We start from the raw sequence: 24,416 nt of genomic DNA on the forward strand, positions 1-24,416 counted from the left end.
TGGATTGTGTCTGGTCTGTAGTTGCGATTGGACTTTTGCTGCACTGCGGGAACCAAATCGTTAAGATCGGGTTAACAGCAAATGTTAGCCATTTTGGCTACCGCGCTTGCGCTTGGCTCCGGCTATACTAGATGTTTTTGAGCGCCTGGAATAAGTATAATGCTCGTACGGCCAGGCGGTACGAAAGCACGTGTGAGTATAAATAACCTTCATGAATGTGAAGGAATACTATTTCGGTCTATTCTGCAGTCGCAACATGTTGTGATTTCGAGGGTGAATTGGCTGATCGAGCAGGTGTGTCCTGCAAATTGAGGCGGCTCGGAGTTCCCTTGTTTCACTGTGCTTGCCGGAAGCTATATTATCATTGACGAGGGCGGCATTTCCGTGGAGGAGGACGCGGCCGGCATTCCGTCGGTCTGTTAACCATTTAGGGGGTTTTATGCGCACTCGTGTTCTCACCCTGCTGGCTGCTGCGACCGTCGCGGTTGCAGCCCCGGCTACCGCTTCGGCGGCGACCGTGATCGGCGGTTTCTCGGCCGGCCTCGTCAACGTTACGAGCAGCACTGCGGCGATCGGCGCCGACAGCACCTTCTCCAACAGCGGCAGCGCCGTTCTCGGTTCGAGCGGCGACCTGTCGACGGTTGGCGTCTTCACTCCGTTCACCACGTCGTCGGTCACCGCGACCAAGGGCGCGGACGTGACGTTCAGCGCGCTGTTCGGCTCGTTCAGCGGCAAGGTCGCGTCGATCGCCACCGGCCTCAACTACGTCACCGTCTACACCCTGGGCGATTTCATCCCGGCGGCGTCTTCGGGCTACGACGCGGGCAAGGCGTCGATCGCCTTCACCTTCAACCAGGCCGGTGGCGCTGGTTCGGACATCTCGGGCAGCTTCAGCTTCGCGTCGCCGCCGAGCGGCGTTCCTGAGCCGGCTACCTGGGGCATGATGATTGCGGGCGCAGCCATGGCCGGCGCTGCCGTGCGTCGTCGTCGCGCCAGCACGAAGGTTGCCGCCGCCTAACCGCGACGGAAATGCTTTCCAGAACGGGCGGCGCCGGCAACGGCGCCGCCCTTTTTGTTTCGAGCGAGGCGCGCCCGGAGGCGCTGAGAAAGATGGCGTCGATCGACGGGTTGTTGCCCCCGCCGGCGGACGTGCCGAGGCGGCTGCTGCGAGCTTGCATCGACCGCGGATCGTCCATCCTGTTGGCAGGGGGGGGGGGGGGGGGGGGGGGGGGGGGGACCGGTGGCCATCGGTCGGGTACAACGCGCACCGGCGTGCATGACCGCGCCCGCGGTCCAGGGCGTTATCCGCTTTCACTCGCCAAGGTCAGCAGCCGTTGACGGTGGGCCAGTCCAGCCCGAAACGCGCCAGATATTTCCGCAGGCGGTCCGCGTCGTTGGCGGAAGTCCGCCGCGCAAGCGAAGCGGCGAACAGCATGCGGCCCGCCTCGGACAGGGTGCGGCTGCGGCGGCACGCTTCGACAACGGCGGCAAGCTGCACGCGGTCGAACCGGTCCATGTCAGCCAGTGCTTCCGCCGGCAGCACGCCGGCCAGAATGTCCTCTTGGTCCTGCCGTTGTCCCGTCCACAAGCGCTGCAGCCGGCGAACTTCCGCATCCACGCAGTCCGTATCGATTCGCCCCTTCGGGCTGAGTGTCGCCATGCGGGTGACGCTGGCGGCGAGGTCGCGGAAATTGCCCGGCCAGCGCGCGTCGGGGCTGGTGGCGAACGACAGATAGCGCTGGCGGGCCTCCTTGTTGAAGCTCACCCGGTCCCCCTCGCGCTCGGCATGGCGATCGAGCTCATAATCGAGATTGGGTTCGATATCTTCGCGGCGCTGGGCGAGGCCCGGCAACTGGAAGGTCCATAGGTTGAGTCGCGCATAGAGATCGTCGCGGAAGCCGCCGGCGGCCACCGCATCGCCCAGGTCGCGATTGGTGCCCGCGATCAACTGGAAGTCGGACACGGCTTCCTTGTCCGAGCCGACGGGCAAGAAGCGTTTGTCCTCAATCGCTCGCAGGATCATCGCCTGCTCGTCGGGCCCGAGTTCGCCGATCTCGTCGAGGAACAACATGCCCTTGTCGGCAGCGCGAAGCAGCCCCGGCCGGTCGGCGACTGCGCCGGTAAACGCGCCCTTGCGGTGCCCGAACAGTGCCGACATGGCGCCATCGCCCTTCAGGGTCGCGCAGTTCACCTCGACGAAGGGGCCGGCGATCTGATGCTTCAACCGCTTCAGTTCGTAGATGCGCCGTGCGAGTTGGCTCTTGCCGGCGCCGGTGGGGCCGGTGAGCAGGATCGGCGCCTTGGAGCGGAGTGCCACGCGCTCGATCTCGTCGATCATCCGGTTGAAGGCCGGGTTGCGCGTCTCGATGCCCGACTTGAGGAACGACGTCCCCTCCTGCGCGGCGACGGCGAAGCGCGTGGCGATGCTGTCGTAGCGCGACAGGTCGAGATCGATCGTGTTCCAGCGCCCCAGGGCGCCGCCGTCCTCGCCGCGCTTCGCGGGCTGGGTCTGGAGCAGCCGGGCAGGGAGGTAGCGCGCCTCGGTGAGCAGGAAGAGGCAGATCTGCGCGACATGGGTGCCGGTGGTGATGTGCACCAGATAATCCTCGGCCTCGGGATCGAACGGCTCGGCACGCGCGAAATCGAGCAGCTTGCCGTACACCTCCTCGAAATCCCAGGCGTCGCGGAAGTCTAGCACGCGCAGGTCCACGCGGGTTTCGGGGGAAACCGCAATCACGTCATGGGCGACATATTCCGCCAGCCGTTGGTGCTGCGAGCCGTGGATCAGGATCAGACGATCGACGCGCAGATCCTCGTGCATGGCGAGCGCGACGGTGGGCCGCCACTTCGTCCAGCGCGACGGACCGAACTTGCTCGCATCGAGCGTGGAGCCGAGGAAGCCGATAACGGTGATTGGTCGCATGATCGATACCCTAGGATAAAAACCGATAGGGTACGATCGGAAAGCTGAAAGCCTGCGAAATTCCGGCAATAGGGCTATCGTGGCGATCGGTGGAAAAATAGTGCGCGGTTGCAATGCTTTCCGGCAGGATTGGATCGCGCCGCCTAGACTTGGCACGCCTTCTGCAAAGCTGTGGGCATCGGATCGGGCACTTCCTGGATCCGATGGAGCGGAAAGGTGGGGCGGCTGGAATGGGCCGGTCGCCCCCGGGATCCGCAGAAGGATAGGAGGCAATGGCGAACAGGGGGCTTTTCGCTTCGGCGATCGCGAAGCTGCTTCCGGCCGATACGCGCGCTCACGAAGCCGCCCCGGAGTCTTTCCCAATCCTTGTCGGCGCGACGAGCCATCAGGCTGGCGAATGCGGGCGGGACCCCCGGTCAGAGCACCCGCAGAAATGCGGGAGGTTGGCGGTCCGACTCCGCCTCCGGCAAGCCGGATGGATCCGGAAAATGTCTCGCCACGCCTCGTCGCCGGCATCAGAAGAAACTAGGAGGTCAACATGACTGCGATCTATGAACACCAGCATGTCGAAGGCGGCGTGCCGATCAAGATGTGGACCCGCGGCGTGCCGGTCGAAGACGGCGCGCGCGCTCAGCTTACCCGCGCGGCGCAGATGCCGTTCGTGTTCCGCCACGTGGCGGCGATGCCCGACGTGCATGTCGGCATCGGCGCGACCGTCGGCTCCGTGATCCCGACCAAGGGTGCGGTGATTCCGGCGGCGGTGGGCGTCGACATCGGCTGCGGCATGATGGCCGCGCGCACCTCGCTGGTGGCGAGCGATCTGCCCGACAATCTGGAGGGCATCCGCTCAGCGATCGAGCAGGCGGTGCCGCACGGCCGTTCGGTCGGCCGGGGAAAGCGCGACCATGGTGCGTGGGGCGCGCCGCCCCCGGCGATCGTCGAGGCATGGGCGACGCTCGCCGCCCGCTTCGAGCGCATCACCGACAAATATCCGCGGCTGAAGAACACCAACAACCTCAGCCACCTGGGTACGCTCGGCACCGGCAACCACTTCATCGAGCTGTGTCTGGACCAGGAGCAGCGGGTGTGGGTGATGCTGCATTCTGGCTCGCGCGGCGTCGGCAACGCGATCGGCACCTTCTTCATCGAACTGGCGAAGCAGGACATGCGCAAATGGCACATCAACCTGCCCGATCAGGACCTCGCCTATTTCCCGGAAGGGACCGACCATTTCGACGACTATGTCGAGGCGGTCGGCTGGGCGCAGGACTATGCTGCGCTCAATCGGCGGATGATGATGACCAACGTCATTGGCGCCTTGCGCGGGCAGATTGCCACGCCGTTCGACGCGGAGCTGGAGGCGGTGAACTGCCACCACAACTATGTGACGCGCGAGAACCATTTCGGCGAGAATGTGCTGGTCACCCGCAAGGGGGCGGTGCGCGCGGCTAAGGGCGTGCTGGGGATCATCCCGGGTTCGATGGGCGCCAAGTCGTTCATCGTGCGCGGGCTGGGCAATCCGGAGTCGTTCGACAGCTGCAGCCACGGCGCGGGGCGCGTGATGTCGCGCACCGCGGCAAAGAAGCTGGTGACGCTCGACGAGCATGTCGCCGACACGGCGGGCGTCGCCTGCCGCAAGGACGAGGGCGTGATCGACGAGACGCCCAGGGCCTACAAGCCGATCGAAGCCGTAATGGCCGCCCAGGCCGATCTGGTGGAGATCGTCCACACGTTGAAGCAGGTGGTGTGCGTGAAGGGGTGACCTTTCGCGCGCATCACCCGCCTGCCACAGGAACGGATCATGGTTTTCGACGGGGCTATAGCCCCCAATATCCGCCGCGACATCGAGACGCGACTGGCCGACATCGAGGCGCGTGAAGGCGTGCGCCTGCTGCTCGCGATCGAGTCCGGCTCGCGCGCCTGGGGGTTTCCGTCCCCGGACAGCGACTATGACGTGCGCTTCCTCTACGTGCGGCCGCGCGACTGGTATCTTTCGCTGTCGCCCCGTCGCGACGTGATCGAGCAGCCGATCGTCGACGAGATCGACCTGAATGGCTGGGACGTGCGCAAGGCGCTGGGCCTGCTGCTCAAGTCCAATGCGACGGTGAGCGAGTGGATCGAATCCCCGATTCGCTATCGGCCGGACGATCCCTTCGTGCCCCGGTTGGCGGCACTGGCAGACGATCTGCTGAACCCCCGCGCGCTCGCGCATCATTATGCGAGCGCCGGGCGGCAGTCGGCCGAGCGCTGGCTCGGCGGTGACGAGGCGGTGCCGGTGAAACAGTATTTCTACGCGCTCCGCCCGGCGCTCACCATCCGCGCACTCCGCCTGAACCCCCAGGTGCGGCCACCCATGAACCTGCAGGCGCTGGTCGCCGCCAGCGATCTGCCGGTGCCGTTGGCGGCGCAGATTGACGCGCTGGTTGCGGCCAAGGCGCGCACCAACGAGCGCGCGAACGGCACCAGGCTGTCCGAACTGGATGCACTGATCCGCAGCGAGCTCGACCGGGCAGGCGATCTGCCGGCCCGCACCATGCGCGACGATTTCGTCGGCCGCGCAGATGCACTCTTTTTGGAAATGGCAAATTCATGATTACCATCGACGGATCGGAAGGCGAGGGCGGCGGGCAGGTGGTGCGCAATGCGTGCGCGCTGTCGCTCGTCACCGGCCAGCCCTTCCGCATCACCAATGCGCGCGGCAAGCGCGAGAAGCCCGGGCTGATGCGCCAGCATGTCACTGCCATCGAGGCGGCGTGCGCGATCGGCGGCGCTACTTGCGAGGGCGTGGCGGTGGGCGCCGCCAACTTCAGCTTCACGCCGGGCAAGGTCGTGCCGGGCGAGTATCGTTTCGCGGTAGGCACCGCCGGCAGCACCGGCCTGGTGCTCCAGACGCTGCTGATGCCGCTGCTGCTGGCCGACGCGCCCTCACGGCTCGTGCTGGAGGGCGGGACGCACAACATGCTCGCACCGCCGCTCGAGTTCGTCGCCAAGGCGTTCGTGCCGGTGCTGCGGCGAATGGGTGCGCAGGTGGATCTGCGCCTGGTGCGCCACGGCTTCTATCCCCGCGGCGGCGGCCGGATCGAAGTGGATATCCGGCCAGGCGCGCTCACGCCGATCGACTGCGTCGATCGCGGCGATCTTCGTGCGGTATCGGCGACGGCGCTGTTCGCGGCCTTGCCGGACAACGTCGCGGAGCGCGAACTCGCGACCGTGCGGCGGCTGCTACCCGAATGGCCGGATGCAGCGTTCGCCGTGCGCCAGCTGCCGGACGAACAGGGGCCCGGCAACGTGCTGCTGCTCGAAGCCGAGTTCGAGCACGGAATCGAAATCGTCAGCGGCTTCGGCAAGCTCGGCGTCTCGGCGGAGGCGCTCGCGAAGACGGCTGCACGTCGCATGGCGGGGTTCCTGACGTCGGACGCCTTCGCCGGCCCTTATCTCGCGGATCAACTGCTGCTGCCGTTCGCCCTGGCCGGCGGCGGTAGCTTCACGACGGTGAAACCCAGCCAACATGCTTTGACGGCCTGCGACATCATCGCCCGCTTCACGGGGCGTCGCTGGGCCTTTGAGCAGCAGCCGAACGGGTGTCATCTGGCACAGGAGGCGATCGGGTGACGGTGTCATCCCTGTTGGCGCGCCCGGCTGGATTCGAACCAGCGGCCCCAAGCTTAGAAGGCTCGTGCTCTATCCAACTGAGCTACGGGCGCGCGCGGGGATGCCTTTAGGCGCAGATTGCGTAGCAGGCAAACGCCTCGCATAGTGCAGTGCAATGCATACCCCGTCACGCCCCGCCCACGTCACCGCCCGCAGCCTCGCCGGCGGGCATTTCCGCTATTTTGATTTCGTGATGGCCGCCTTTGTCGCGATCATCCTGCTGTCGAACGTGATCGGCGCCGGCAAGGTGGCGCAGATCTGGCTGCCGGGAGTCGGCTATTGGCCGTTCGGCGCGGGCATCCTGTTCTTTCCGATCTCGTACATCATCGGCGACGTGCTGACCGAGGTCTATGGCTATGCGCGGGCCCGGCGAGTGATCTGGGCGGGGACGGCGGCGGTGCTGTTCATGGCCTTCATGTCGTGGGTGGTGGTGGAACTGCCGCCCGCCCCCGACTGGACGAATCAGGCGGCCTATGAAGTGATCTTCGGCCAGGTGCCCCGGATCGTGGTCGCCTCGGTCTGCGCCTTCTGGGCGGGCGAGTTCGTGAACTCCTATGTGCTGGCGCGCATGAAGCTGTGGACCGGCGGGCGGATGCTGTGGACGCGCACCGTCGGCTCGACGGTGGCAGGGCAGGCGATCGACAGCCTGATCTTCTACCCGCTCGCCTTCTGGGGCGCGGAGGGGTGGACCAACGCGCTGGTGATCAAGGTGCTGTTCACGCAGTGGGCGCTCAAGGTCGCCTGGGAAGTGCTGCTGACGCCGCTGACCTATCTCGTGGTGGGATTCCTCAAGCGGGCGGAAGGCGTGGACGTGTTCGACGAAGGCACGGACTTCACGCCCTTCGCCACCCGCGTCTGAAGCGCGGCCGGTCGCAAGCGGGGACCCGCGCGGAGGCCTGAAACCAAATCTTTCTGGCGTTCGGCTAAAATCCCCGCATGCTGCTGGGAAATCGGTTTCAAGGATTCCCGTGCTCGCGATCAATCCGCTCTATTCCATCGCCGGGGTGCTCGTCGGGCTGCTCGTCGGCATGACAGGTGTCGGCGGCGGCTCGCTGATGACGCCGCTGCTGGTGCTTGCCTTCGGCTTCCATCCGGCGACCGCCGTCGGCACCGACCTGCTCTACGCCTCCGCGACCAAGACCGTGGGGGCAGGGGTGCACGGCTTGCACGGCACGATTGACTGGAAGGTGGTGCGGCGCCTCGCCTATGGCAGCGTGCCCGCGACCATCCTGACGCTGCTGTTCCTGTCGAACGCGCAGGAGCATGCGAAGAACAGCGGGGGGCTGATCACGGTGACGCTCGGCGTCGCGCTGGTGGTGACGGCGATCGCCACGTTCTTCCGGGCACGCCTGGTGACTTTCATGGCGCCGCGGTTCGAACGGCTGGGCGAGGCGCGGATCGGCTATATCACGATCGCGCTTGGCGCCGTGCTCGGCCTGCTGGTATCGCTCACCTCGGTCGGTGCGGGCGCGCTGGGCATGACGGCGCTGCTGATGCTCTACCCGCACCAGGAAGTGAAGCGGCTGGTCGGATCGGATATCGCCCATGCCGTGCCGCTGACCCTGCTCGCCGGGCTGGGCCACTGGATGCTCGGGTCGGTCAACGGCGCGCTGCTGGTTTCGCTGCTCGCCGGATCGATTCCCGGGATCATCCTCGGCAGCCTGCTGGCGACGCGCACCTCGGACAAGGTGCTGGTGCCGATCCTGGCGGCCACGCTGGCGGTGGTGGGGCTGAAGATGCTTTTCTGAGAAGGAAGACGCGGTCGCAGCGAGGTGACCGCGTAGATCAGTGGAAAGATGCCGCGGTCAGGCGACCGCGGCGAGCAGCCCTTCAAACAGCCGGCGACCGTCGGTGCCGCCATGGGCGGCTTCGATCTTGCGCTCCGGATGGGGCATCATGCCGAGCACGTTGCCGGCAGCGTTCATCACGCCTGCGATGCCCCGCGCCGAGCCGTTGATGTTCCGGCCATAGCGGAATGCCACGCGGCCCTCGCCCTCCAGGCGATCCAGCGTCTCGGCATCGGCGAAGTAGTTGCCGTCATGATGCGCGACGGGGATCGAGAGCGTTTCACCCGCCTGATAGGCGCTGGTGAACATCGACTGCGCATTCTCCACCGTCAGCGGCACGTCGCGGCACACGAAATCGAGACCGGCGTTGCGCATCAGCGCGCCCGGCAGCAGCCCGGTTTCGGTGAGGATCTGGAAGCCGTTGCAGATGCCGATCACCGGCGTGCCGCGATTGGCCGCTTCCACCACTGCCTTCACGACCGGCGAACGCGCAGCGATGGCGCCGCAGCGCAGGTAATCGCCATAGGAGAAGCCGCCGGGCAGGGCGATCAGGCCCAGGCCTTCCGGCAGTTCGCTGTCGCCGTGCCACACCATGTGCGGCTTGGTGCCGGTCACGCTCTCCAGCGCGACCGCGATGTCGCGATCGCAGTTGGAGCCGGGGAAGACGATGACCGCGGTCTTCACAGCTTTTCGACCCGGTAGTTCTCGATCACCGTGTTGGCGAGCAGCTTGCGGCACATCTCGTCCACAGCGGCGTCGCTGGTCGAATCGGCGACGTCCAGCTCGAAGATCTTGCCGGCGCGGACATCCTCGACGCCCTCGAAACCGAGGCCGCCAAGCGCGTTCTGAATGGCCTTGCCCTGCGGGTCGAGCACGCCGTTCTTCAAGGTGACGATGATGCGGAGTTTCATGGCCGGGCCTATGGCGCGACGAGGCGAAAGTCGCAACGGTAAAACGCGGGGCAAGGCATGAAGATCCTCCCCTGCAAGGGGAGGTGTCGCGAAGCGACGGAGGGGTGAAAACGGCGAAGGGGCGCCCCGCCGTACCAACGGGGACACCCCTCCGTCATGCCTGCGGCATGCCACCTCCCCTTGCAGGGGAGGATCTGTCGAAACTTACTTGCCCCGCTTCTTGCGGTGCGTCTCGAGGTCGAGAACGTCGGAAGCATCGCCTTCGGGGAACAGGCCGAGACGGCGGGCCACTTCCTGATAGGCCTCGACTTCGCCGCCCAGATCGCGACGGAAGCGATCCTTGTCGAGCTTCTCGCCCGAGGCGATATCCCACAGGCGGCAGCCATCGGGGCTGATCTCGTCGGCCAGGATGATCCGGGGATATTCATTCTCCCAAATCCGGCCGAACTCCAGCTTGAAGTCGACCAGGCGGATGCCGATGCCGGCGAACAGGCCCGAGAGGAAGTCGTTCACGCGGATCGCCATGTCGGCCATGTCGTGCAGTTCTTCCTGCGCGGCCCAGCCGAAGGCCAGGATGTGCTCGTCGGTGACCATCGGGTCGCCGAGCGCATCGTCCTTGTAGTAATATTCGACGATCGTGCGGGGCAGCGGCGTGCCTTCCTCGATGCCGAGCTTCTTCGCCAGCGAGCCGGCGACGACATTGCGCACCACAACCTCGATCGGCACGATCTCGACCTGGCGGATCAGCTGCTCGCGCATGTTGAGGCGGCGGATGAAGTGGGTGGGAATGCCGATGCCGCCGAGCAGGGTGAAGACATGCTCGCTGATGCGGTTGTTGAGCACGCCCTTGCCGTTGATCGTGCCCTTTTTCTGGGCATTGAAGGCCGTTGCGTCGTCCTTGAAATACTGGATCAGCGTGCCCGGCTCCGGACCCTCATAGAGGATCTTAGCCTTGCCTTCGTAGATTTGCCGGCGGCGTGCCATGTCGGCCTAGTCCCTTGGAAATGCGTTGCCCCGGCTCCACGGGATTTCTCCGCGTGACCGCCGGGGCTCTGGAAGGCCTCGCGCTATACCCCAAGGGGGGCGGGGGTGCAATGCGGCGTAGATCCAAGGCGGTGCGCCGGATCGGCGGTGGCGTTGCGCCCCGCAAAAGTGGCTGATGTGCCCGGTTGCGCCCGGAACGTCCTAAAATGGGAAGAAGCACAGGTTAGGGGTGGAACGAACGATGACGCGCTTGGGCAAGGCATTGCTGGTGGGGCTCGACCACACGCCGGAAGCCGGCATCAAGCCCTATGTGTCGCAGGTCGCCGCCGGAATTCGGCGGGACACGCGCGTCGGCCGGCTGCGCCACACGGCGTTCTACAATTATGCCTACAACTACATCTTCTGGTTGCGCTGCAAGTCCAATGATCCCAGTCGACTGCGCAAGCTCGGCCGGATCGAACGGCTGCTGCGCGCGCCGTTCGCCCGGGTAGGCCGCACGCCGCGCGCCGCCGAGTTCAACGATCTCGACTTCCACTTCGCCGAGAAGATGCTCGATCCTGCCCTCGTCGATCGCATGGCCGCATCGATGTTCGCGCCGCAGACCTTCACCGATCCCTATCTGCCCGGGTTCGAGCATGTGGGTGCACCGGAGGCTTCGGATCACCCTTTCCTCTACATGGATGCGCAGCGCCTGTTCGACGATCCGGCATTTCTGGAGATTTGCAGCAATCCGGATCTCATCGCCTTTTGCCGCGAAACCCTCGGGCCGCGCGCGGCGCTCAGCTGGGCTTGGGCGTGGATCTCGCAGCCGGTTGGCTTCGCCTACCAGAACCAGAAGTGGCACCGCGATTGCATCGAGCCGCTCAACTTTATCCGCGTGTTCGTGCCACTCTCGCCGATCGAGACCCGCGCGGACGGGCCGCTGGAGCTGATTCCGAAGACGTCCGGGCTTCGTGACTACTACGAGGCGCGTCGCTTCCGCGACGAGGAACTGGAGGCGGTCCAGCAATCGATGGGCGCCGGGGTGGTCCTGGCGGACAAGGGCGACGTGTACTTCGTCAACACCTTCGCGCTGCACCGGGGAACGCCGCCGGCCAACCGCCGCGGCATGCTCTCGCTGCTCGTCTCCATCGGCCCATCGCATCGCACACCCTTCATCCGCAAGCTGAAGCTGCGCGACGTGCCGGAACATCTGCGGCCGATGATTGCGAGGAACCGCAGCTTCTTCCGCCACCTGATCGGCTGATCCCGAAACAATCTGGTGAAGGATGCGGATCATAAGGGGAACGCCCTTGGCGTTTTCCCCTCGTGCCTGCTATCCAGTGCGTGATGACCCTCGATACCGACGTTTCCGAACCCTCCGGCGCCTCCGACGTCCCCTTCGACAGCGCGCTTTCCGAGCGCTACCTGGTCTACGCGCTGTCGACGATCACGGCGCGCTCGCTGCCTGACGTGCGCGACGGGCTCAAGCCGGTGCATCGTCGGCTGCTCTGGGCAATGCGGCTGCTGCGGCTCGACCCGGCGAGCGGGTACAAGAAGTGCGCGCGCGTCGTCGGTGATGTCATCGGTAAGTATCACCCGCATGGCGACGCCTCGGTCTACGACGCGATGGTCCGCCTCGCGCAGACCTTCGCGCTGCGCTATCCGCTGGTCGACGGGCAGGGCAATTTCGGCAACATCGACGGCGATAACGCTGCGGCCTATCGCTATACCGAGGCGCGGCTGACCCAGGTCGCGATCGACCTGATGGACGGCCTTGACGAAAATGCCGTCGACTTCCGCCCCACCTACAATGGCGAAGACGAGGAGCCGGAGCTGTTCCCCGGCCTCTTCCCCAATCTGCTTGCCAATGGCGCCGCCGGCATCGCCGTGGGCATGGCAACCAGCATTCCGCCTCACAACGCCGCCGAACTGATGCAGGCCGCGGTCGCGCTGATCGACAATCCACAGGCGAACGTGCTCGAGTTCGTGAAGGGGCCTGATTTCCCGACCGGCGGCATCGCGGTCGACAGCCCTGCGGCGATCGCGGAGGCCTATACCACCGGGCGCGGCAGCTTCCGCGTGCGCGCCAAGATCGAGAAGGTGACCGAGAAGGGCGGGGGCTGGCACCTCGTCGTCAGCGAGATCCCGTACGGCGTGCAGAAGGGAAAGCTGATCGAGGGCATCGCCGCGCTGATCAACGACAAGAAGCTTCCGATCCTCGGCGACGTCCGCGACGAATCGGCGGAAGACATTCGCATCGTCCTCGAACCGCGCAGCCGCACCGTCGACGCCGATACGCTGATGGACAGCCTCTATCGCCTGTCCGACCTCGAAGTGCGCGTACCGCTCAACCTCAACGTGCTCGACAAGAACCGCACGCCGCGGGTGATGAGCCTGGCCGAGGCGCTCGCGGGCTGGCTGGAGCACCAGTTCGTGGTGCTGCAGCGCAAGTCGCAGCACCGGCTGGAAAAGATCGCCGACCGGCTGGAGCTGCTGCGCGGCTATATCACCGCCTATCTCAACCTCGATCGGGTGATCGAGATCATCCGCACCGAGGACGAGCCCAAGCCGATCATGATGGCCGAGTTCGACCTGACCGACCGCCAGGCCGAGGCGATCCTCAACATGCGCCTGCGTTCGCTGCGCAAGCTGGAGGAAATGGAACTCCGCCGCGAGCAGGAGAAGCTGGAGAAGGAGCAGGCCGAGCTGGACACGTTGCTCGGCTCCGAAGCCCGCCAGCGCACCTGGATGAAGCGCGCGCTCGGCAAGATGATCACGCGCTATGGGCTGGAGACGCCGCTCGGTGCCCGCCGCACCGCGATCGTCGAGATGGCGCCTGCCCGCGAGATCCCGCTGGAGGCGATGATCGAGCGCGAGCCGATCACCGTCATCCTTTCCCAACGCGGCTGGATCCGCGCGATGAAGGGGCATGTCGAGGACGTCACCGGCGAGGCGCTGAAGTTCAAGGAAGGCGACGGGCTGCTGCTGGCCTTCCACGCCCAGACCACCGACAAGCTGCTGCTCGCCGCCGATAACGGTCGCTTCTACACGCTCGGGGCGGACAAGCTGCCCGGTGGCCGCGGCTTTGGCGAGCCGGTGCGGCTGATGATCGACCTCGAGGCGGAGCGGCACATCGTCAACCTGCTGCCCGCCAGTGCGGCGCCCAAGCTGCTGGTGGCGGCCAGCGACGGGCGCGGCTTTGTCGTGAGCAGCCAGGAAGTGATTGCCGAGACGCGCAAGGGCAAGCAGGTGGTCACGCCGCGGCCGGGCGCGCACCTCAAGCTCGTCCGCCCGATCGGCCCCGAGGACGACTTCGTCGCGGCGATCGGTGACAATCGAAAGATGCTGGTCTTCCCACTATCCGAAGTGGCGGAGATGACGCGCGGGCAGGGGGTGCAGCTCCAGCGCTATCGCGACGGCGGCCTGTCGGACGTGATCACCTTCAAGTTCGCTGACGGCCTGCGCTGGCGCATGGGCGGCGAGCAGGAGCGCTACCGGTCCGAACCGGACGTGATGCCCTGGCGCGCCGCGCGCGGTGCCGCCGGGCGGATGCCGCCGACCGGCTTCCCTCGCGACAACAGATTTTGATCGTCAAAACCGTGTGATGCACGCGCCCTTCAGAGCGCCTTAACTAGTTTGCGGCTATAGCGGAGGGGATGGCGTTTCGTAGGGTCCGGGCTTTCAGTGTGCGTACGGTGGAGCCTGCTCCACGGACGGATGACCCCGCATTGCCGCTGCCGGCGGGCACCGACGGGCTGCTCGAGCTCATGCCGATCCCCGCGGCGGTGCTGGAGATCCAGGACGGCCGGTACGTCTTTGCCGCCGTCAATGCGCCTTTCCGCGTCGCCGGGCTGGGCTGTACCGCACAGGAATCGCCCGTCGTCCAGCTGCTGGGTGCGCGGATCGGGCAGTTCCTTGCCTCTGACAGCGACCGCGAGGAAATCGCCTGGCGGTTCGGCGGCGAGGTCGACAGCCGTCACTTCCGTGTGGTGCTCGCGCGCCGCGCGCCGTCGGAGCCGCGCTGCCTGATCACGTTGGTCGACCAGACTTCCGAGCTGCGCACCGAACAGAGCCTGCGCCGTGAAATGGCGACGGACAGCCTCACCGGCCTGCCAAACCGCGCCGGCTTTTCCGACGAGCTGGAAACGCGCACCGGCGCGGAGGATGCCGCGCATTATTCGGTACTGGTGATCAATCTCGATCGCTTCAGCCGCGTCAACGCCTGCATGGGCGCGCTGGCGGGCGACGAACTGCTGATCTCGGTCGCGCGCCGCATCAAGGGGGCCCTGCGTGGACGGGACGTGCTGGCACGCATCGGCGGCGACGAATTCGGCGTGCTGATGGCGCTGGACGACGGTGCCGACGATGCCGTGCAGGTAGCCAAGCGTGTGCACGCGGCCTTCACCAACCCGTTCCGCCTTTCGAATTTCGAGATCCGCGTCGACTGTTCGATCGGCATCGCGCTCGGTCAGGACATTGACGGTGACCCCGAGGATCTGGTGCGCAATGCCCAGCTCGCGGTGCGCCGCGCGAAGAAGAGCGGCCACACCGAATTCTACCACACCCGCGCCTTCGACCTTGCCCGCGAGCAGTTCGCAATCGAGACGGAGCTGCGCCGCGCCATCGAAAATGGCTGCATGACGCTGAACTTCCAGCCGATCTGCGATCTGGGCACCGGCCACATCACCTCGTTCGAGGCGCTGGCCCGCTGGACCAACGACGATGGGGTTTCCATCTCGCCCAACGCATTCATTCCCGTCGCGGAAGAATCGGGCCTGATCGTCCCCCTCGGCCGGTGGGCGATGGAAGAGGCCGCGCGCACGCTGGCGGAATGGGATGCGCGCGCCGGCGGTGACTGCGGCGTGAAGATCGCCGTCAACCTCTCGGCGATCCAGCTCCAGCGCGACCAGATCGGTGCGATGGTGAAGACCGCCCTCGACCGGCACGCCATGCCCGGCTCGCGCTTCACGCTCGAGCTGACCGAGAGCGCGATCGTCAGCGATCCCGACCGTATCGCCCAGACCATGTCGGCGCTGAAGGACCTCGGCACCACGCTGGCAATGGACGATTTCGGCACAGGCTATTCCAACCTCGCCTATCTGCAGAAGCTGCCGATCGACGTGCTGAAGATCGACCGCAGCTTCGTGACCGGCATGCTTGCCGATCGCGACAAGGTGGCGATCATCCGGGCAATCCTCAGCCTTGCCTATGCGCTGGGCATGCAGACCACCGCCGAAGGGATCGAGACGCCGGAGCTTGCCCAGACGCTGGGCGCGCTAGGCTGCACCTATGGCCAAGGCTATCATTACTCCCGGCCGGTGCCTGGCGACGCTGCCTTCGCGCTGATCGGGGCGTTCAAGGCCTGAGCGACCACGGCATCGGCGATCGCCTCCGCACGGGGCGCATCGGCGAAGCCTTCCGCGATCCACTGATCCTCGATGGCACGCAGCGCGCGCGCCACGTCCGGCCCCTTGGCGAGGCCGCGCTCGACCAGGCCGCCGCCCGTCACCGGCAGCCGGGGAATCTCCCAACCGGCAAGCTGCTGCCAGCCGTGCATCGCTTCCCCGTCGCTCGCGGCTGCCAGCAACAGGCGATCTTCGGCTGCTTCCCGGCCAATTCGGTAGGCGAGCGCCCGGGCATTGTCCGTTCCTCCATCGGTCAGGGCGAGCACGAGGCGCTTGCGCTGCGCGTTGGAGAGCTTGAGGCGAGCGCCGATCCCGTCGCCCAGTGCCGCATCGCGGGGCAGGAGGGCTGCGAGCCGCCGGACCGGATCCGGCATGGCCCCCAGCTGCGCTTCCCGCGCTGCCAGCGCGTCCAGCCGATCTGCCGTCACGATCTCCGGCACCACCGGCTCCAGAATGCCCCGGGCCAGCATCAGCGTGACGACGCGAACGGCATCGCGCGCGACCAGCAGCTTGAGCAGCTCATCGCGGATCCGCTCCCGGCTCAGCGCCATCAGGTCGCGCGCGCGCACGGTGCAGGCGTCCAGCCCCTCCGCATCGGGCGTGTCGCCGAAGCGGGCGAGGAAGCGGAAGAAGCGGAGGATCCGCAGATGGTCCTCGGCAATCCGCCGCAACGGATCGCCGATGAAGCGAACGCGCCGTGTGGCCAGATCCTCGAGCCCGCCGAAATAGTCGAACAGGGCGCCGGTATTCGGATCGGCATAGAGCGCGTTGATCGTGAAGTCGCGGCGTGCGGCATCCTCGCGCCAGTCATCGGTGAAGGCGACGGTGGCATGCCGGCCATCTGTCGTCACGTCGCGGCGCAGCGTCGTGACTTCCACGGGGCCGCTCTCAAGGACGGCGGTAATCGTGCCGTGCTGAAGGCCGGTGGGCACGGCACGGATGCCGGCCGCGCGCAGCCGCGCCAGCACGTCGTCCGGGGAGAGCGCCGTGGCGAGGTCGAGATCGGCGACGGGAATCCCGAGCAGCGCGTCGCGCACCGCGCCGCCGACGAAGCGCGACAAGCCTTGCTGCCCCCCCAGCACATCGGTCAGCGCGTCGAGGCCCGGGCGTGTCCGCCAATCGGTCTCCGGCAGTGTCAGCGGGGCCATGCCATCCGCCGCGACAGGTTGACCAGCATCGCCGCCGTGGCGCCCCAGATCCGATAGTCTTTCCACATTATCTCGTAATAATGGCGCTCTTGTCCTTGATAGAGCGCGTGTTTTTTCTGATGGTTCGCTTTGTCGAGCAGGAAGGCGAGCGGCACCTCGAACACTTCCGCCACCTCGGCTTCCGAAGGAACGAGGGTCAGGTCCGGCGGGACGACGCCGATGACCGGCGTCACCTGGTAGCCGGTGATCGTGCGGTACTCTTCCACGATGCCGACCACATCGACAAGGCGGCGGGGCAGGGCGATCTCCTCCTCGGCTTCGCGCAGCGCCGCGTCGACGGGATCCTTGTCCTCCGGGTCGATCCGCCCGCCGGGAAAGGCGATCTGCCCGGCATGGCGGCGGAGATTGGCGTTACGACGCGTGAGCAGCACGCCGGGCATCTCCCGCTCGGTGACCGCGAGCAGCACGGCCGCCGCGCTCGGCACCTGCGCCGGATCGAAAACGGCATGGTCGCCCGGCAGCAATGTTGTCGCCTGGGCCGGCCGGCTCGCCAATGCGCGGCGGAGCTGCTCGGCAAGCCTCATGCAGCCGGCTCTAGCGGGAAGAACATGCCCTGGCTCCAGACGCCAGGCAGTGCACCCTCTCGTGCCAGGGCAAGCTGGGCGAGCTCATAATATACGGTGCGCGCAATCAGCGCATCGAGCCCGCCGCGCACCCTGAGATACGGGTGAGGGCCATCGTCACGCGCCTCGACCCGCAGCGGGTGCTCCGGCCCCGCCACTACCACGTCTCCGGTGTTCAGCCGGAAGGCGAGCCGCATGGCCTCGCCTTCACCTTCCACCTTCACCTCGACCGCGACGAACGGCGCGTCCTCCACCGCGATGTCCAGCTTCTCGACCGGCGTGACCAGCACGAAGCGGCCATCGGATTCGCGGCGCAGGATGGTGGAGAACAGCCGCACCATCGCCGGGCGACCGATCGGGCTGCCCTGATGAAACCAGGTGCCGTCGCGGGCAATGCGCATCTCGCTGTCCCCGCAATGCGCCGGGTTCCAGCTTTCGACAGGCGGCAGGCGATGTTCTTCGGCAAGCCGGGCGATCTCGGCGAGCGACAGGCTGGCGAAATCGGGAGGCGGCGTGTTCGGCATGGCTTTTCCTTAGCGTGCCGGGAGGCTTTGTCGAACCCCCGGCGGTTCAGGCGACCTTGCGCAGCCGCGGGACCAGCATGCCCGAGCAGTTCGGCACAGCCGCACCCCGTGCGAGCAGGCGGTGCGGTTCGAACGGTCCGGGCAGCCGCCAGCGGGCGGTGCGGCTGGCGTCGAAGCCGAAAAAGCGGCCATAATATTCGGGGTCGCCGATCAGCATCAGTCCTTCGGCGCCGGGGAGAGCGCTGACATCCGCTGCATCGAGGGCTTCCTGCATCAGCCGGCGCCCGATGCCGCCCTGCTGCAACGCGGGGTCCACCGCTACCGGGCCCACCATCACCAGCGGCACCATCGGGCCCGAATCGCTTGCAAGCGCCACCGGCCAGGTCTGGATCGTGCCGGCGAGCTTGCCCTCCGGCGTGAGCGCGGCAAAACTGAAGGGGCGAATAGGCTGCGTGCCCTGGCGGATGCGATAGGCAGTGCGCAGGTGTCGATCGGTCCCGAAGGCGCGGTCGAGCAGCGCCTCGACGGCGTGCGGGTCGACCGCATCGAGCGCAACCATCTGAACCACAGCGAATCCTTCCCCGCCTCGGCCCCATGCCGAAAGGCGGGCGCCTTAGCGTGGCTGACGCGCAGCGCAAGCGCGGATTTCAGCGACAGACATGCAGAATCTGCACGGGAAGGCCCGGGCTTTTCCGGGCGGCGCGATCTGCTATGGCGCCCGCCTGTTTTGCCCCACGAAAGGCCGTTGGATTGCCCGATTCATTGCAGCTTCAGGTCATGGACCTCGAGGTGGAAGTGCTCACCGGAGTGTACTCGGAGGAGACGCATCTGCCGCAGCCGCTGCGCATCTCCGTCATCGCGGATCTGGATCTGCCGGAGCGGTTCCTGCCGGATACGCCGCTCAGCGCGTCCAAAAGCTATATCGATCTGAAGCATGCCGCGACCGACGCGCTCCCCAAGGATGTCCACTTCACGCTGATCGAGGCGGTCGCCGACCATATTTGCGAGACGCTGTTCGTCTCGGATGCGCGGGTCCGCCGGGTCGAGGTGCGGATCGTCAAGCTGGCGATCGCCGAGGCCGACGAGTCGATCGGCATCACGCTGGTCCGCCACCGGCGCTGAGCGCCGGCAGCGGAGACGGCCTCAGGCGCAGGGCCCCAGGTCCCGAAGAACGATCTGGTAGTCCTGCCGTGCGGCTTCGGCATTGTCGGGCGTCTCGGCATTGACCGCGTCGTCCGGCAGCGCCTTGGGCAGGCCGCAGGCGAGGCGGTACCAGGCCAGCGTCTCGGGCTTGGGCGCGCCCGCATTAGGGTCGACGATGTCGCCGAGCGACACGCCCCAGTGCGGCTTCTCGCCGGGGCGCCGCAGGATCTGCAGCGAGATCGGCGCGCCGTTGGCGGTCTTCAGAAAGACTTGCGTCTCGCCTTCGCCCGGCAGCGCGCCAGGTACGTGAAAGGCATTGCCGATCCCCGTGATCGCCGGCGGCGCATCGCTCGCGAGCACTTCCCGGGTGATGCCGCGGGTGCGCGCATCCAGCTCGGGCGTCCAGAGATACTGGCTGTCGATGCCGGTCAGCTGGACCTCGCCGGGCTTGTTGCCGACGGGGCGCGCGAACAGCAGCACGCGCTGCTTCTTCAATTTGGGTAGCTTGCCGCGAGAATCGAGCGGCACGTCCGCCAGGTACGAAATCTGGGTGGGAAGGGCGCTGCTACCGCGAATCAGTGCCAGAACATCGGCCGTGACGTAGATGCGGGCCCGTCCCGCTGCGAGACCGGGCGCTGCATTTTCCTTGATCCGGATCATGTCGCTGATCCGTGCGTCGATCACCAGCGGGGCCTGAACGATGGCCGTGGCGACGGTGGCGTAACTGGGTAAGCCACTTTGCGCTTCTTGGCGGATTTGCGCCGTTTGCGGGGCGGGTTGCGCAAGCGCCGGGAATGCCGCAGCGCAACAAAACAGCAGGGGTAGGGCGTGTTTCATGCCCGTGCCGGTACCGGATTGTGCCGATCTTATACAGAAATAATTCTGCCATGGGCGCGTTGTACGACCAATTCGTCCGACAAAGAGTTTGCGTCGTCGGAAGGGCCACGATACAGACTCGGTGCTCTCGCCATCAGGGGCGCAGTGTGACCCGAGGCGAGCGGACTTGTGCGCGGCTGCCAGCCGGCCAGGGTCGCAAGCAGGATTAGAGGGAGTGACGTTGCCGAATGGCTTACGCTGACCGGAATGTAAGTGGCAGTCGTGTGGTAGCGATCGTGATCGTCGCTATCATCGTGGCTGGCATGGGTTATGCCTTCGTCACAGGTCTGGCATACCAATATATCAAGAAGAAGGCGGAAGAGCTGAAGACCTTCGAGGTCGAAGAGCCGCCGCCCCCGCCGGAGGAAATTCCGCCGCCGCCGCCGCCGCCGGACACGCCGGTGCCGCCGCCCCCGACCCAGGTCGTGGTGCCGCCGGCCATCGTGCAGAGCCAGTCGCCTGCGCCGCCGATCCAGAATACTCCGATCATCCCACCGGCCCCGCCCGTGAATCCGCCGGCGCCTCCCGCGCCGCCGGCTCCGCCGGCACCGGTCGCGCCTACGATCAGCAAGGCCGCGGCTGCGAAGGGCAACCCCGCTTCGTGGGTGACGCCTGAGGACTATCCTCCTGCGTCGCAGCGTGCGGGCGAGCAGGGCACGACCGGCATCACCTTCTCGATCCAGCCTGACGGGCGTATCGCGGACTGTCAGGTGACGTCGTCGTCGGGCTCGCGTGCTCTCGACGATGCAACCTGTCGATTGGTTACCCGTCGTGGTCGCTATTCGCCAGCGCTCGACGCTGCGGGTAATCCGGTTTCCGGTGGTCGGAAGACGCTCCGTTTCACTTGGCGTCTCCAGGATCAGTAATGCAGCGCCGGCTGGCGGCGTGCCAGCCACGATAGATATTCTTGCAAGGGAAAGATTCGACAATGCTCACGACCATTCTCGCTGCCGGTGCCGCCGCAGCTAAGGGCGGCGAAAGCCCCTACGGCCTCCAGCAGGCGCTGAAGGAAGGCGGCCTGATCTCGCAGTCGGTGTTCACCATCCTGGTGCTCATGCTCTTCGTGTCGCTCTACATCCTCTTCACCAAGCTGTTCGAGCAGCAGAAGATCATCAACCAGTCGAAGCGCGTCCGCCAGTCGTTCTGGAGCTCGACGAGCCTCCGCGAGGGTGCGGCCAAGCTCGAGAAGAACTCGGCCTATCGCCAGATCGTCGACGACGGCCTGGAAGCGCAGGAGCAGTACAAGCTGCTGACCGATCCGGTCGAAGCGCATGACTGGCTGCACGGTTCGCTGGCCCGTTCGGAAGGCTCGATCAACTCGGCGCTGGGTGGCGGTCTCGCCTTCCTCGCGACCGTCGGCGCTACCTCGCCGTTCATCGGTCTGTTCGGTACGGTTATCGGCATCTACCGCGCGCTCATCAAGATCGGTTCGGCCGGTCAGGCTTCGATCGACGCCGTCGCCGGCCCGGTCGGTGAAGCGCTCATCATGACCGCACTCGGCCTCGTCGTCGCCGTGCCGGCCGTGCTCGCCTTCAACTTCCTGCAGCGCCGCAACAAGGCGATCGCCGAGAACCTGAACGCGTTCTCGAACGACGTCCTCGGCTACCTGGCCTCGGACGGCCGCGTGAAGCCGGCCACCGCCGCTGCCGCGAAGAAGCCGGCCGCTGTCGCTGCTGCGAAGCCGGCGACCACGACCGCTGGCCAGACCGGCGGCACCCCGACCCGCCCGTAAGACCAAGGTCGCAGGGCTGCGCACGCGGCGTAGCCCTGCCGCCGGATCCGATCCGGCGCACAAGAGGATAGGATAGCGCCCAATGGCGATTAGCACAGGCAGCGGCGGCGACGACGCACCGATGTCGGACATCAACACCACGCCGCTCGTCGACGTGATGCTGGTTCTTCTGATCATCTTCCTCATCGCCGTTCCCGTTGTGGTCCAGACGATCGACCTCGCGTTGCCGAAGGTGCAGTTCGAGCCGACGACTACCAAGCCGGAGAATGTTTCGCTCTCGGTCAAGGGCGGCCCGGACGGTTGTGAGATCTTCTGGGGTCTGACCCGGGTCAATCACACCGAGCTGCTCGACCGCGCGGTCGCCAAGCTGAAGGCTGAGATCGACCGCCAGGGTGGCCCGAACGCCGCCGGCCTTGAACTTCCCGAAGTTCATATCCGCGGTGACGTCAACACGCCCTATCGCTGCATCGGCGGCACCATCTACACGATGCAGATGGCGGGTTTCGTGAAGGTCGGCTTCATCTCGGAACCGGAGCCCGGTTCGAACAACGCCCGGCTCTGAACGGTCTCGCTTAAGGAGTTACGACAATGGCAATGAGCGCAGGCCGTGATGACGGCGAGCCGATGATGGACATGAACACGACGCCGTTGATCGACGTCATGCTCGTGCTCCTCATCATGTTCATCATCACCATTCCGGTCCAGACGCATGCGGTGAAGGTCGATCTTCCCCAGCCGAGCAACAACAGCGCACCGCCCGTCGAGCCGGACAAGAACAAGGTCTATATCGACGCGCAGGGCCAGGTGTTCTGGAACAGCATGCCGATCAACGACGTGATGCTGCGCCAGTATCTGGACGCGTCGCTGCAGAAGTCGCCGGAGCCCGAGCTGCACTTCCAGCCGGATCCGCAGGCGAAGTATGATGTGGTCGATCGCGTGCTGGCGATCATCAAGCGGGCCAATGTCACGAAGCTCGGCTTCGTCGGCAACGAGCAGTACCGCAACGATTTCTGATCCGCAGCCCGGTCAGAGCATGTTGAGAAGGCGGCCTTTCGGGGCCGCCTTTTTTTGTGCCTGTTGCTCGCGGCGGGTGCGCTCAACCAGGTGTGTCGCGCAACACGGCTTGCGGTTCCCCGGAACGTGCCAAACGTCGGGTCGCGTGGCTCGATCTTGGATCGCACACCCAGTGGTGCGCGCTTGCTGGCAAGCTGCGGGGGCACCAAGGCAGTCGGCCATCGCGTGCCGCCCACATCCGTCCCATGGCAGAGGTGCCTGCAGGTGCTCAGGTTGCGCAGAGCAATAAGATCTGCGTGAGCACTGCGAGCGGCGCTCGCCAGCCTAGGCCCAAATGCGGGGTTGCGGCCTGGTCGCGAACGTGTCACTTCTTCGTCATCCAAGTGTCATAAAAATGCAACCTTGGTGTAACGACGAGAAGGAGAGCGTTATGTCGATCAAACTTGTGGCGGCGGCCGCGGTGTCGGTTCTGAGCCTTGTCGCGCCCGCGATGGCGCAGGACTCGAGCCTCGCGGCCCGCGAAATCATGAATGGCTCCTATTCCAGGGCCGAGCAGAAGCTCCTCACCCAGCTGCGGTCCGACGCGCGCCCCGAAGTGCAGTTGAACCTTGCTGCCGTCTATTATGCGACCGGCCGTGCCGAGCAGGCGCGTTCGCTGTATGAGCAGGTGCTCCAGAAGGACGACGTGCAGATGACGGTCACGACCGATCGCACCGCAGGCTCGCACGCGATCGCGCAGGCCGGCCTTCGCTATCTGAGCCAGCGCCAGCATATCGCCTCGCGTTGAGCCAAGCGGTAGCGGACCGCCCCCCGGTCCGCTTCCTTCCTGCCGACAAAGAAAAAGCGCGCTCGGCCCCGCCGGCGCGCTTTTCCTTTTGCCGCGAAGTGAATGGGCGAAGAGGGCCGGGACGATCAGGCCCCGGGAGACGCCGCTTGGGGGGCAGGTCCTGGGGCAACAAAGGGGAGCGGAATCGGAGCCCGAATGCGGCAAGCTCCCTGGCGCGAACTCGCAGCTACTCCAGCCTTCTTCAACAGATTCCGGCGCAATCGCGGTAGATGCATTGCGGGGCGTTGGCCGCAGCCCTTCTGGCTGCCTGCCGAGGTGCGACGATGTATCGGCCTTCTGATCTTGCCGTACTGTTGATGTTCTGAGACCATACGTGCCATCGACTTCAGTACGATGCTCGAAAGATCGATTTGCTCGATTGTTGGAGAGGGGCGGGACCGATGGCCGTTTCAAGAGCTGGATTCTGCCTCTTGTCTTTCATGGCTTTGCTGGCTTCCTGCTCGCCCGCGCAACAGCCGTCGGCGGAGCTGAGCCAAGCGCAACGGATCAGCGCGATCAACGTGGCGACGGAGATCGCCAGGCGATACTACAAGGTCCCGACCTGCAGCGACACGAACGCGAACTGGCATTACATCACGAAGCGAGAGGGTCGTTTTCTTCTTGTCGAGGTGGGGCCGGGGCAAGCTTGGGGTCACGGGGTTCGCGTGACGTTCGAGCGCGACGGCAGCACAGTGGTAGCTAGTCAGCATCGTGCGTGAGCCCGCGGTCTTCCACGCCTGCCGGAGCTGAACGCGGGCTTCGGCCTGGCCGGGCAGTTGTCGGGGAAGCTGCCGCAGCACGGGGGATCAAGGTCGGGCGCAGAAGGGTTTCAGCCTGCGCCCCGTTGAGCCTGGCGACGGGGGCCCCGGTCAGCGCGGACGGTTCGG

Annotated in this window: 25 protein-coding genes and 1 tRNA gene; 16 read left to right on the forward strand and 10 right to left on the reverse strand. The window is 66.0% G+C overall.

What is annotated here, in order from left to right; all coding sequences use genetic code 11:
* Positions 1-439 precede the first annotated feature (439 nt).
* Positions 440-1,018: a PEPxxWA-CTERM sorting domain-containing protein gene (locus V7E00_RS05985; RefSeq protein ID WP_333571741.1), complete on the forward strand. Its 579-nt coding sequence runs from the start codon at positions 440-442 to the stop codon at positions 1,016-1,018.
* 306 nt (positions 1,019-1,324) lie between these two features.
* On the opposite strand, the gene rtcR is transcribed toward V7E00_RS05985, so the two are convergent.
* A complete protein-coding gene (rtcR, locus tag V7E00_RS05990) occupies positions 1,325-2,923 on the reverse strand; it encodes an RNA repair transcriptional activator RtcR (RefSeq protein ID WP_333571742.1) in 1,599 nt (532 codons plus the stop codon).
* 538 nt (positions 2,924-3,461) lie between these two features.
* On the opposite strand from rtcR, the gene V7E00_RS05995 reads away from it, so the two are divergent.
* Genes V7E00_RS05995 through rtcA form a run of 3 tightly spaced genes read left to right on the forward strand, consistent with a single transcriptional unit; the run spans position 3,462 to position 6,535 of the window.
* Positions 3,462-4,685 (forward strand): RtcB family protein, encoded by a 1,224-nt coding sequence (locus tag V7E00_RS05995; protein ID WP_333571743.1) that lies wholly within the window; start codon positions 3,462-3,464, stop codon positions 4,683-4,685.
* 39 nt (positions 4,686-4,724) lie between these two features.
* A complete protein-coding gene (locus V7E00_RS06000) occupies positions 4,725-5,516 on the forward strand; it encodes a nucleotidyltransferase domain-containing protein (RefSeq protein ID WP_333571744.1) in 792 nt (263 codons plus the stop codon).
* Positions 5,513-6,535 (forward strand): RNA 3'-terminal phosphate cyclase, encoded by a 1,023-nt coding sequence (gene rtcA, locus V7E00_RS06005; protein ID WP_333571745.1) that lies wholly within the window; start codon positions 5,513-5,515, stop codon positions 6,533-6,535. Before V7E00_RS06000 ends, rtcA begins: the two co-directional genes overlap by 4 nt.
* Before the next feature lie 15 nt (positions 6,536-6,550).
* Here rtcA and V7E00_RS06010 read toward each other — a convergent pair.
* A tRNA-Arg gene (locus tag V7E00_RS06010) sits at positions 6,551-6,627 on the reverse strand.
* Positions 6,628-6,689: 62 nt separating this feature from the next.
* On the opposite strand from V7E00_RS06010, the gene V7E00_RS06015 reads away from it, so the two are divergent.
* The gene (locus V7E00_RS06015; protein WP_333571746.1) at positions 6,690-7,433 is read left to right on the forward strand and encodes a queuosine precursor transporter; all 744 of its coding nucleotides are present in this window, start codon (positions 6,690-6,692) and stop codon (positions 7,431-7,433) included.
* A 109-nt stretch (positions 7,434-7,542) separates the two neighbouring features.
* Entirely contained in the window at positions 7,543-8,322 is a 780-nt protein-coding gene (locus V7E00_RS06020; protein ID WP_333571747.1) for a sulfite exporter TauE/SafE family protein, read from the forward strand.
* A 57-nt stretch (positions 8,323-8,379) separates the two neighbouring features.
* On the opposite strand, the gene purQ is transcribed toward V7E00_RS06020, so the two are convergent.
* The 3 genes from purQ to purC all read right to left on the reverse strand — a co-directional run bounded on the left by purQ (position 8,380) and on the right by purC (position 10,256).
* Positions 8,380-9,045 (reverse strand): phosphoribosylformylglycinamidine synthase subunit PurQ, encoded by a 666-nt coding sequence (purQ, locus tag V7E00_RS06025; protein ID WP_333571748.1) that lies wholly within the window; start codon positions 9,043-9,045, stop codon positions 8,380-8,382.
* Positions 9,042-9,272 (reverse strand): phosphoribosylformylglycinamidine synthase subunit PurS, encoded by a 231-nt coding sequence (purS, locus tag V7E00_RS06030; protein ID WP_333571749.1) that lies wholly within the window; start codon positions 9,270-9,272, stop codon positions 9,042-9,044. Before purS ends, purQ begins: the two co-directional genes overlap by 4 nt.
* Before the next feature lie 204 nt (positions 9,273-9,476).
* Positions 9,477-10,256: a phosphoribosylaminoimidazolesuccinocarboxamide synthase gene (purC, locus tag V7E00_RS06035; RefSeq protein WP_333571750.1), complete on the reverse strand. Its 780-nt coding sequence runs from the start codon at positions 10,254-10,256 to the stop codon at positions 9,477-9,479.
* 241 nt (positions 10,257-10,497) lie between these two features.
* Here purC and V7E00_RS06040 point away from each other — a divergent pair, with 241 nt between their 5' ends.
* The 3 genes from V7E00_RS06040 (at position 10,498) to V7E00_RS06050 (ending at position 15,604) form a co-directional block, all read left to right on the forward strand.
* Complete coding sequence (locus V7E00_RS06040; protein ID WP_333571751.1) at positions 10,498-11,502, forward strand: hypothetical protein; 1,005 nt, start codon at positions 10,498-10,500, stop codon at positions 11,500-11,502.
* 83 nt (positions 11,503-11,585) lie between these two features.
* Positions 11,586-13,826 (forward strand): DNA topoisomerase IV subunit A, encoded by a 2,241-nt coding sequence (gene parC / locus V7E00_RS06045; protein ID WP_333571752.1) that lies wholly within the window; start codon positions 11,586-11,588, stop codon positions 13,824-13,826.
* A 179-nt stretch (positions 13,827-14,005) separates the two neighbouring features.
* Positions 14,006-15,604 (forward strand): putative bifunctional diguanylate cyclase/phosphodiesterase, encoded by a 1,599-nt coding sequence (locus V7E00_RS06050; RefSeq protein WP_333572387.1) that lies wholly within the window; start codon positions 14,006-14,008, stop codon positions 15,602-15,604.
* Here V7E00_RS06050 and V7E00_RS06055 read toward each other — a convergent pair.
* The 4 genes from V7E00_RS06055 to V7E00_RS06070 are packed head-to-tail and all read right to left on the reverse strand — an operon-like array spanning position 15,544 to position 18,506.
* A complete protein-coding gene (locus V7E00_RS06055; protein ID WP_333571753.1) occupies positions 15,544-16,791 on the reverse strand; it encodes a CCA tRNA nucleotidyltransferase in 1,248 nt (415 codons plus the stop codon). The genes V7E00_RS06050 and V7E00_RS06055 overlap by 61 nt on opposite strands.
* Positions 16,779-17,375, reverse strand: coding sequence for a CoA pyrophosphatase (locus V7E00_RS06060; RefSeq protein WP_333571754.1), 597 nt, complete (start codon positions 17,373-17,375; stop codon positions 16,779-16,781). The genes V7E00_RS06055 and V7E00_RS06060 overlap by 13 nt, the downstream gene beginning before the upstream one ends.
* A complete protein-coding gene (locus V7E00_RS06065; RefSeq protein ID WP_333571755.1) occupies positions 17,372-17,938 on the reverse strand; it encodes a DUF1285 domain-containing protein in 567 nt (188 codons plus the stop codon). The genes V7E00_RS06060 and V7E00_RS06065 overlap by 4 nt, the downstream gene beginning before the upstream one ends.
* A 46-nt stretch (positions 17,939-17,984) precedes the next feature.
* On the reverse strand, positions 17,985-18,506 hold the full coding sequence (locus tag V7E00_RS06070; RefSeq protein WP_333571756.1) for a GNAT family N-acetyltransferase: 522 nt from the start codon (positions 18,504-18,506) through the stop codon (positions 17,985-17,987).
* Positions 18,507-18,688: 182 nt separating this feature from the next.
* On the opposite strand from V7E00_RS06070, the gene V7E00_RS06075 reads away from it, so the two are divergent.
* Complete coding sequence (locus V7E00_RS06075; protein WP_066716911.1) at positions 18,689-19,060, forward strand: dihydroneopterin aldolase; 372 nt, start codon at positions 18,689-18,691, stop codon at positions 19,058-19,060.
* 21 nt (positions 19,061-19,081) lie between these two features.
* Here V7E00_RS06075 and V7E00_RS06080 read toward each other — a convergent pair whose 3' ends face one another.
* The gene (locus V7E00_RS06080; RefSeq protein WP_333571757.1) at positions 19,082-19,765 is read right to left on the reverse strand and encodes a hypothetical protein; all 684 of its coding nucleotides are present in this window, start codon (positions 19,763-19,765) and stop codon (positions 19,082-19,084) included.
* A gap of 380 nt (positions 19,766-20,145) precedes the next feature.
* On the opposite strand from V7E00_RS06080, the gene V7E00_RS06085 reads away from it, so the two are divergent.
* From V7E00_RS06085 to V7E00_RS06110, 6 genes are all read left to right on the forward strand, one after another.
* Positions 20,146-20,823 carry an energy transducer TonB gene (locus tag V7E00_RS06085; protein ID WP_333571758.1) on the forward strand — a complete coding sequence of 226 codons (678 nt, stop codon included), beginning with the start codon at positions 20,146-20,148 and terminating at the stop codon, positions 20,821-20,823.
* Positions 20,824-20,885: 62 nt separating this feature from the next.
* Entirely contained in the window at positions 20,886-21,689 is an 804-nt protein-coding gene (locus V7E00_RS06090; protein ID WP_333571759.1) for a MotA/TolQ/ExbB proton channel family protein, read from the forward strand.
* A gap of 82 nt (positions 21,690-21,771) precedes the next feature.
* On the forward strand, positions 21,772-22,251 hold the full coding sequence (locus V7E00_RS06095; protein ID WP_313534471.1) for an ExbD/TolR family protein: 480 nt from the start codon (positions 21,772-21,774) through the stop codon (positions 22,249-22,251).
* Positions 22,252-22,277: 26 nt separating this feature from the next.
* Positions 22,278-22,703, forward strand: a complete 426-nt coding sequence (locus V7E00_RS06100) for an ExbD/TolR family protein (protein WP_333571760.1) — start codon at positions 22,278-22,280, stop codon at positions 22,701-22,703.
* A 430-nt stretch (positions 22,704-23,133) separates the two neighbouring features.
* Positions 23,134-23,490: a tetratricopeptide repeat protein gene (locus tag V7E00_RS06105; RefSeq protein ID WP_333571761.1), complete on the forward strand. Its 357-nt coding sequence runs from the start codon at positions 23,134-23,136 to the stop codon at positions 23,488-23,490.
* 479 nt (positions 23,491-23,969) lie between these two features.
* Positions 23,970-24,248 (forward strand): hypothetical protein, encoded by a 279-nt coding sequence (locus tag V7E00_RS06110; RefSeq protein ID WP_333571762.1) that lies wholly within the window; start codon positions 23,970-23,972, stop codon positions 24,246-24,248.
* Positions 24,249-24,416 lie beyond the last annotated feature (168 nt).

Origin of the sequence: Sphingomonas sp. (genome assembly GCF_036731925.1) — a bacterium.
Lineage (GTDB): Bacteria > Pseudomonadota > Alphaproteobacteria > Sphingomonadales > Sphingomonadaceae > Sphingomonas.

Excerpts from the sequence above, each read along its gene's own strand:
- rtcR (WP_333571742.1), bottom strand. The coding sequence starts at position 2,923 with ATGCGACCAATCACCGTTATCGGCTTCCTCGGCTCCACGCTCGATGCG.
- V7E00_RS06015 (WP_333571746.1), top strand. The coding sequence starts at position 6,690 with ATGCATACCCCGTCACGCCCCGCCCACGTCACCGCCCGCAGCCTCGCC.
- V7E00_RS06065 (WP_333571755.1), bottom strand. The coding sequence starts at position 17,938 with ATGCCGAACACGCCGCCTCCCGATTTCGCCAGCCTGTCGCTCGCCGAG.
- V7E00_RS06105 (WP_333571761.1), top strand. The coding sequence starts at position 23,134 with ATGTCGATCAAACTTGTGGCGGCGGCCGCGGTGTCGGTTCTGAGCCTT.
- V7E00_RS05995 (WP_333571743.1), top strand. The coding sequence starts at position 3,462 with ATGACTGCGATCTATGAACACCAGCATGTCGAAGGCGGCGTGCCGATC.
- V7E00_RS06085 (WP_333571758.1), top strand. The coding sequence starts at position 20,146 with ATGGCTTACGCTGACCGGAATGTAAGTGGCAGTCGTGTGGTAGCGATC.
- V7E00_RS06000 (WP_333571744.1), top strand. The coding sequence starts at position 4,725 with ATGGTTTTCGACGGGGCTATAGCCCCCAATATCCGCCGCGACATCGAG.
- V7E00_RS06050 (WP_333572387.1), top strand. The coding sequence starts at position 14,006 with ATGCCGATCCCCGCGGCGGTGCTGGAGATCCAGGACGGCCGGTACGTC.
- V7E00_RS06110 (WP_333571762.1), top strand. The coding sequence starts at position 23,970 with ATGGCTTTGCTGGCTTCCTGCTCGCCCGCGCAACAGCCGTCGGCGGAG.
- purS (WP_333571749.1), bottom strand. The coding sequence starts at position 9,272 with ATGAAACTCCGCATCATCGTCACCTTGAAGAACGGCGTGCTCGACCCG.
- parC (WP_333571752.1), top strand. The coding sequence starts at position 11,586 with ATGACCCTCGATACCGACGTTTCCGAACCCTCCGGCGCCTCCGACGTC.
- V7E00_RS06040 (WP_333571751.1), top strand. The coding sequence starts at position 10,498 with ATGACGCGCTTGGGCAAGGCATTGCTGGTGGGGCTCGACCACACGCCG.
- rtcA (WP_333571745.1), top strand. The coding sequence starts at position 5,513 with ATGATTACCATCGACGGATCGGAAGGCGAGGGCGGCGGGCAGGTGGTG.
- purC (WP_333571750.1), bottom strand. The coding sequence starts at position 10,256 with ATGGCACGCCGCCGGCAAATCTACGAAGGCAAGGCTAAGATCCTCTAT.
- V7E00_RS06055 (WP_333571753.1), bottom strand. The coding sequence starts at position 16,791 with ATGGCCCCGCTGACACTGCCGGAGACCGATTGGCGGACACGCCCGGGC.
- V7E00_RS06100 (WP_333571760.1), top strand. The coding sequence starts at position 22,278 with ATGGCAATGAGCGCAGGCCGTGATGACGGCGAGCCGATGATGGACATG.
- V7E00_RS05985 (WP_333571741.1), top strand. The coding sequence starts at position 440 with ATGCGCACTCGTGTTCTCACCCTGCTGGCTGCTGCGACCGTCGCGGTT.
- V7E00_RS06090 (WP_333571759.1), top strand. The coding sequence starts at position 20,886 with ATGCTCACGACCATTCTCGCTGCCGGTGCCGCCGCAGCTAAGGGCGGC.
- V7E00_RS06095 (WP_313534471.1), top strand. The coding sequence starts at position 21,772 with ATGGCGATTAGCACAGGCAGCGGCGGCGACGACGCACCGATGTCGGAC.
- V7E00_RS06060 (WP_333571754.1), bottom strand. The coding sequence starts at position 17,375 with ATGAGGCTTGCCGAGCAGCTCCGCCGCGCATTGGCGAGCCGGCCGGCC.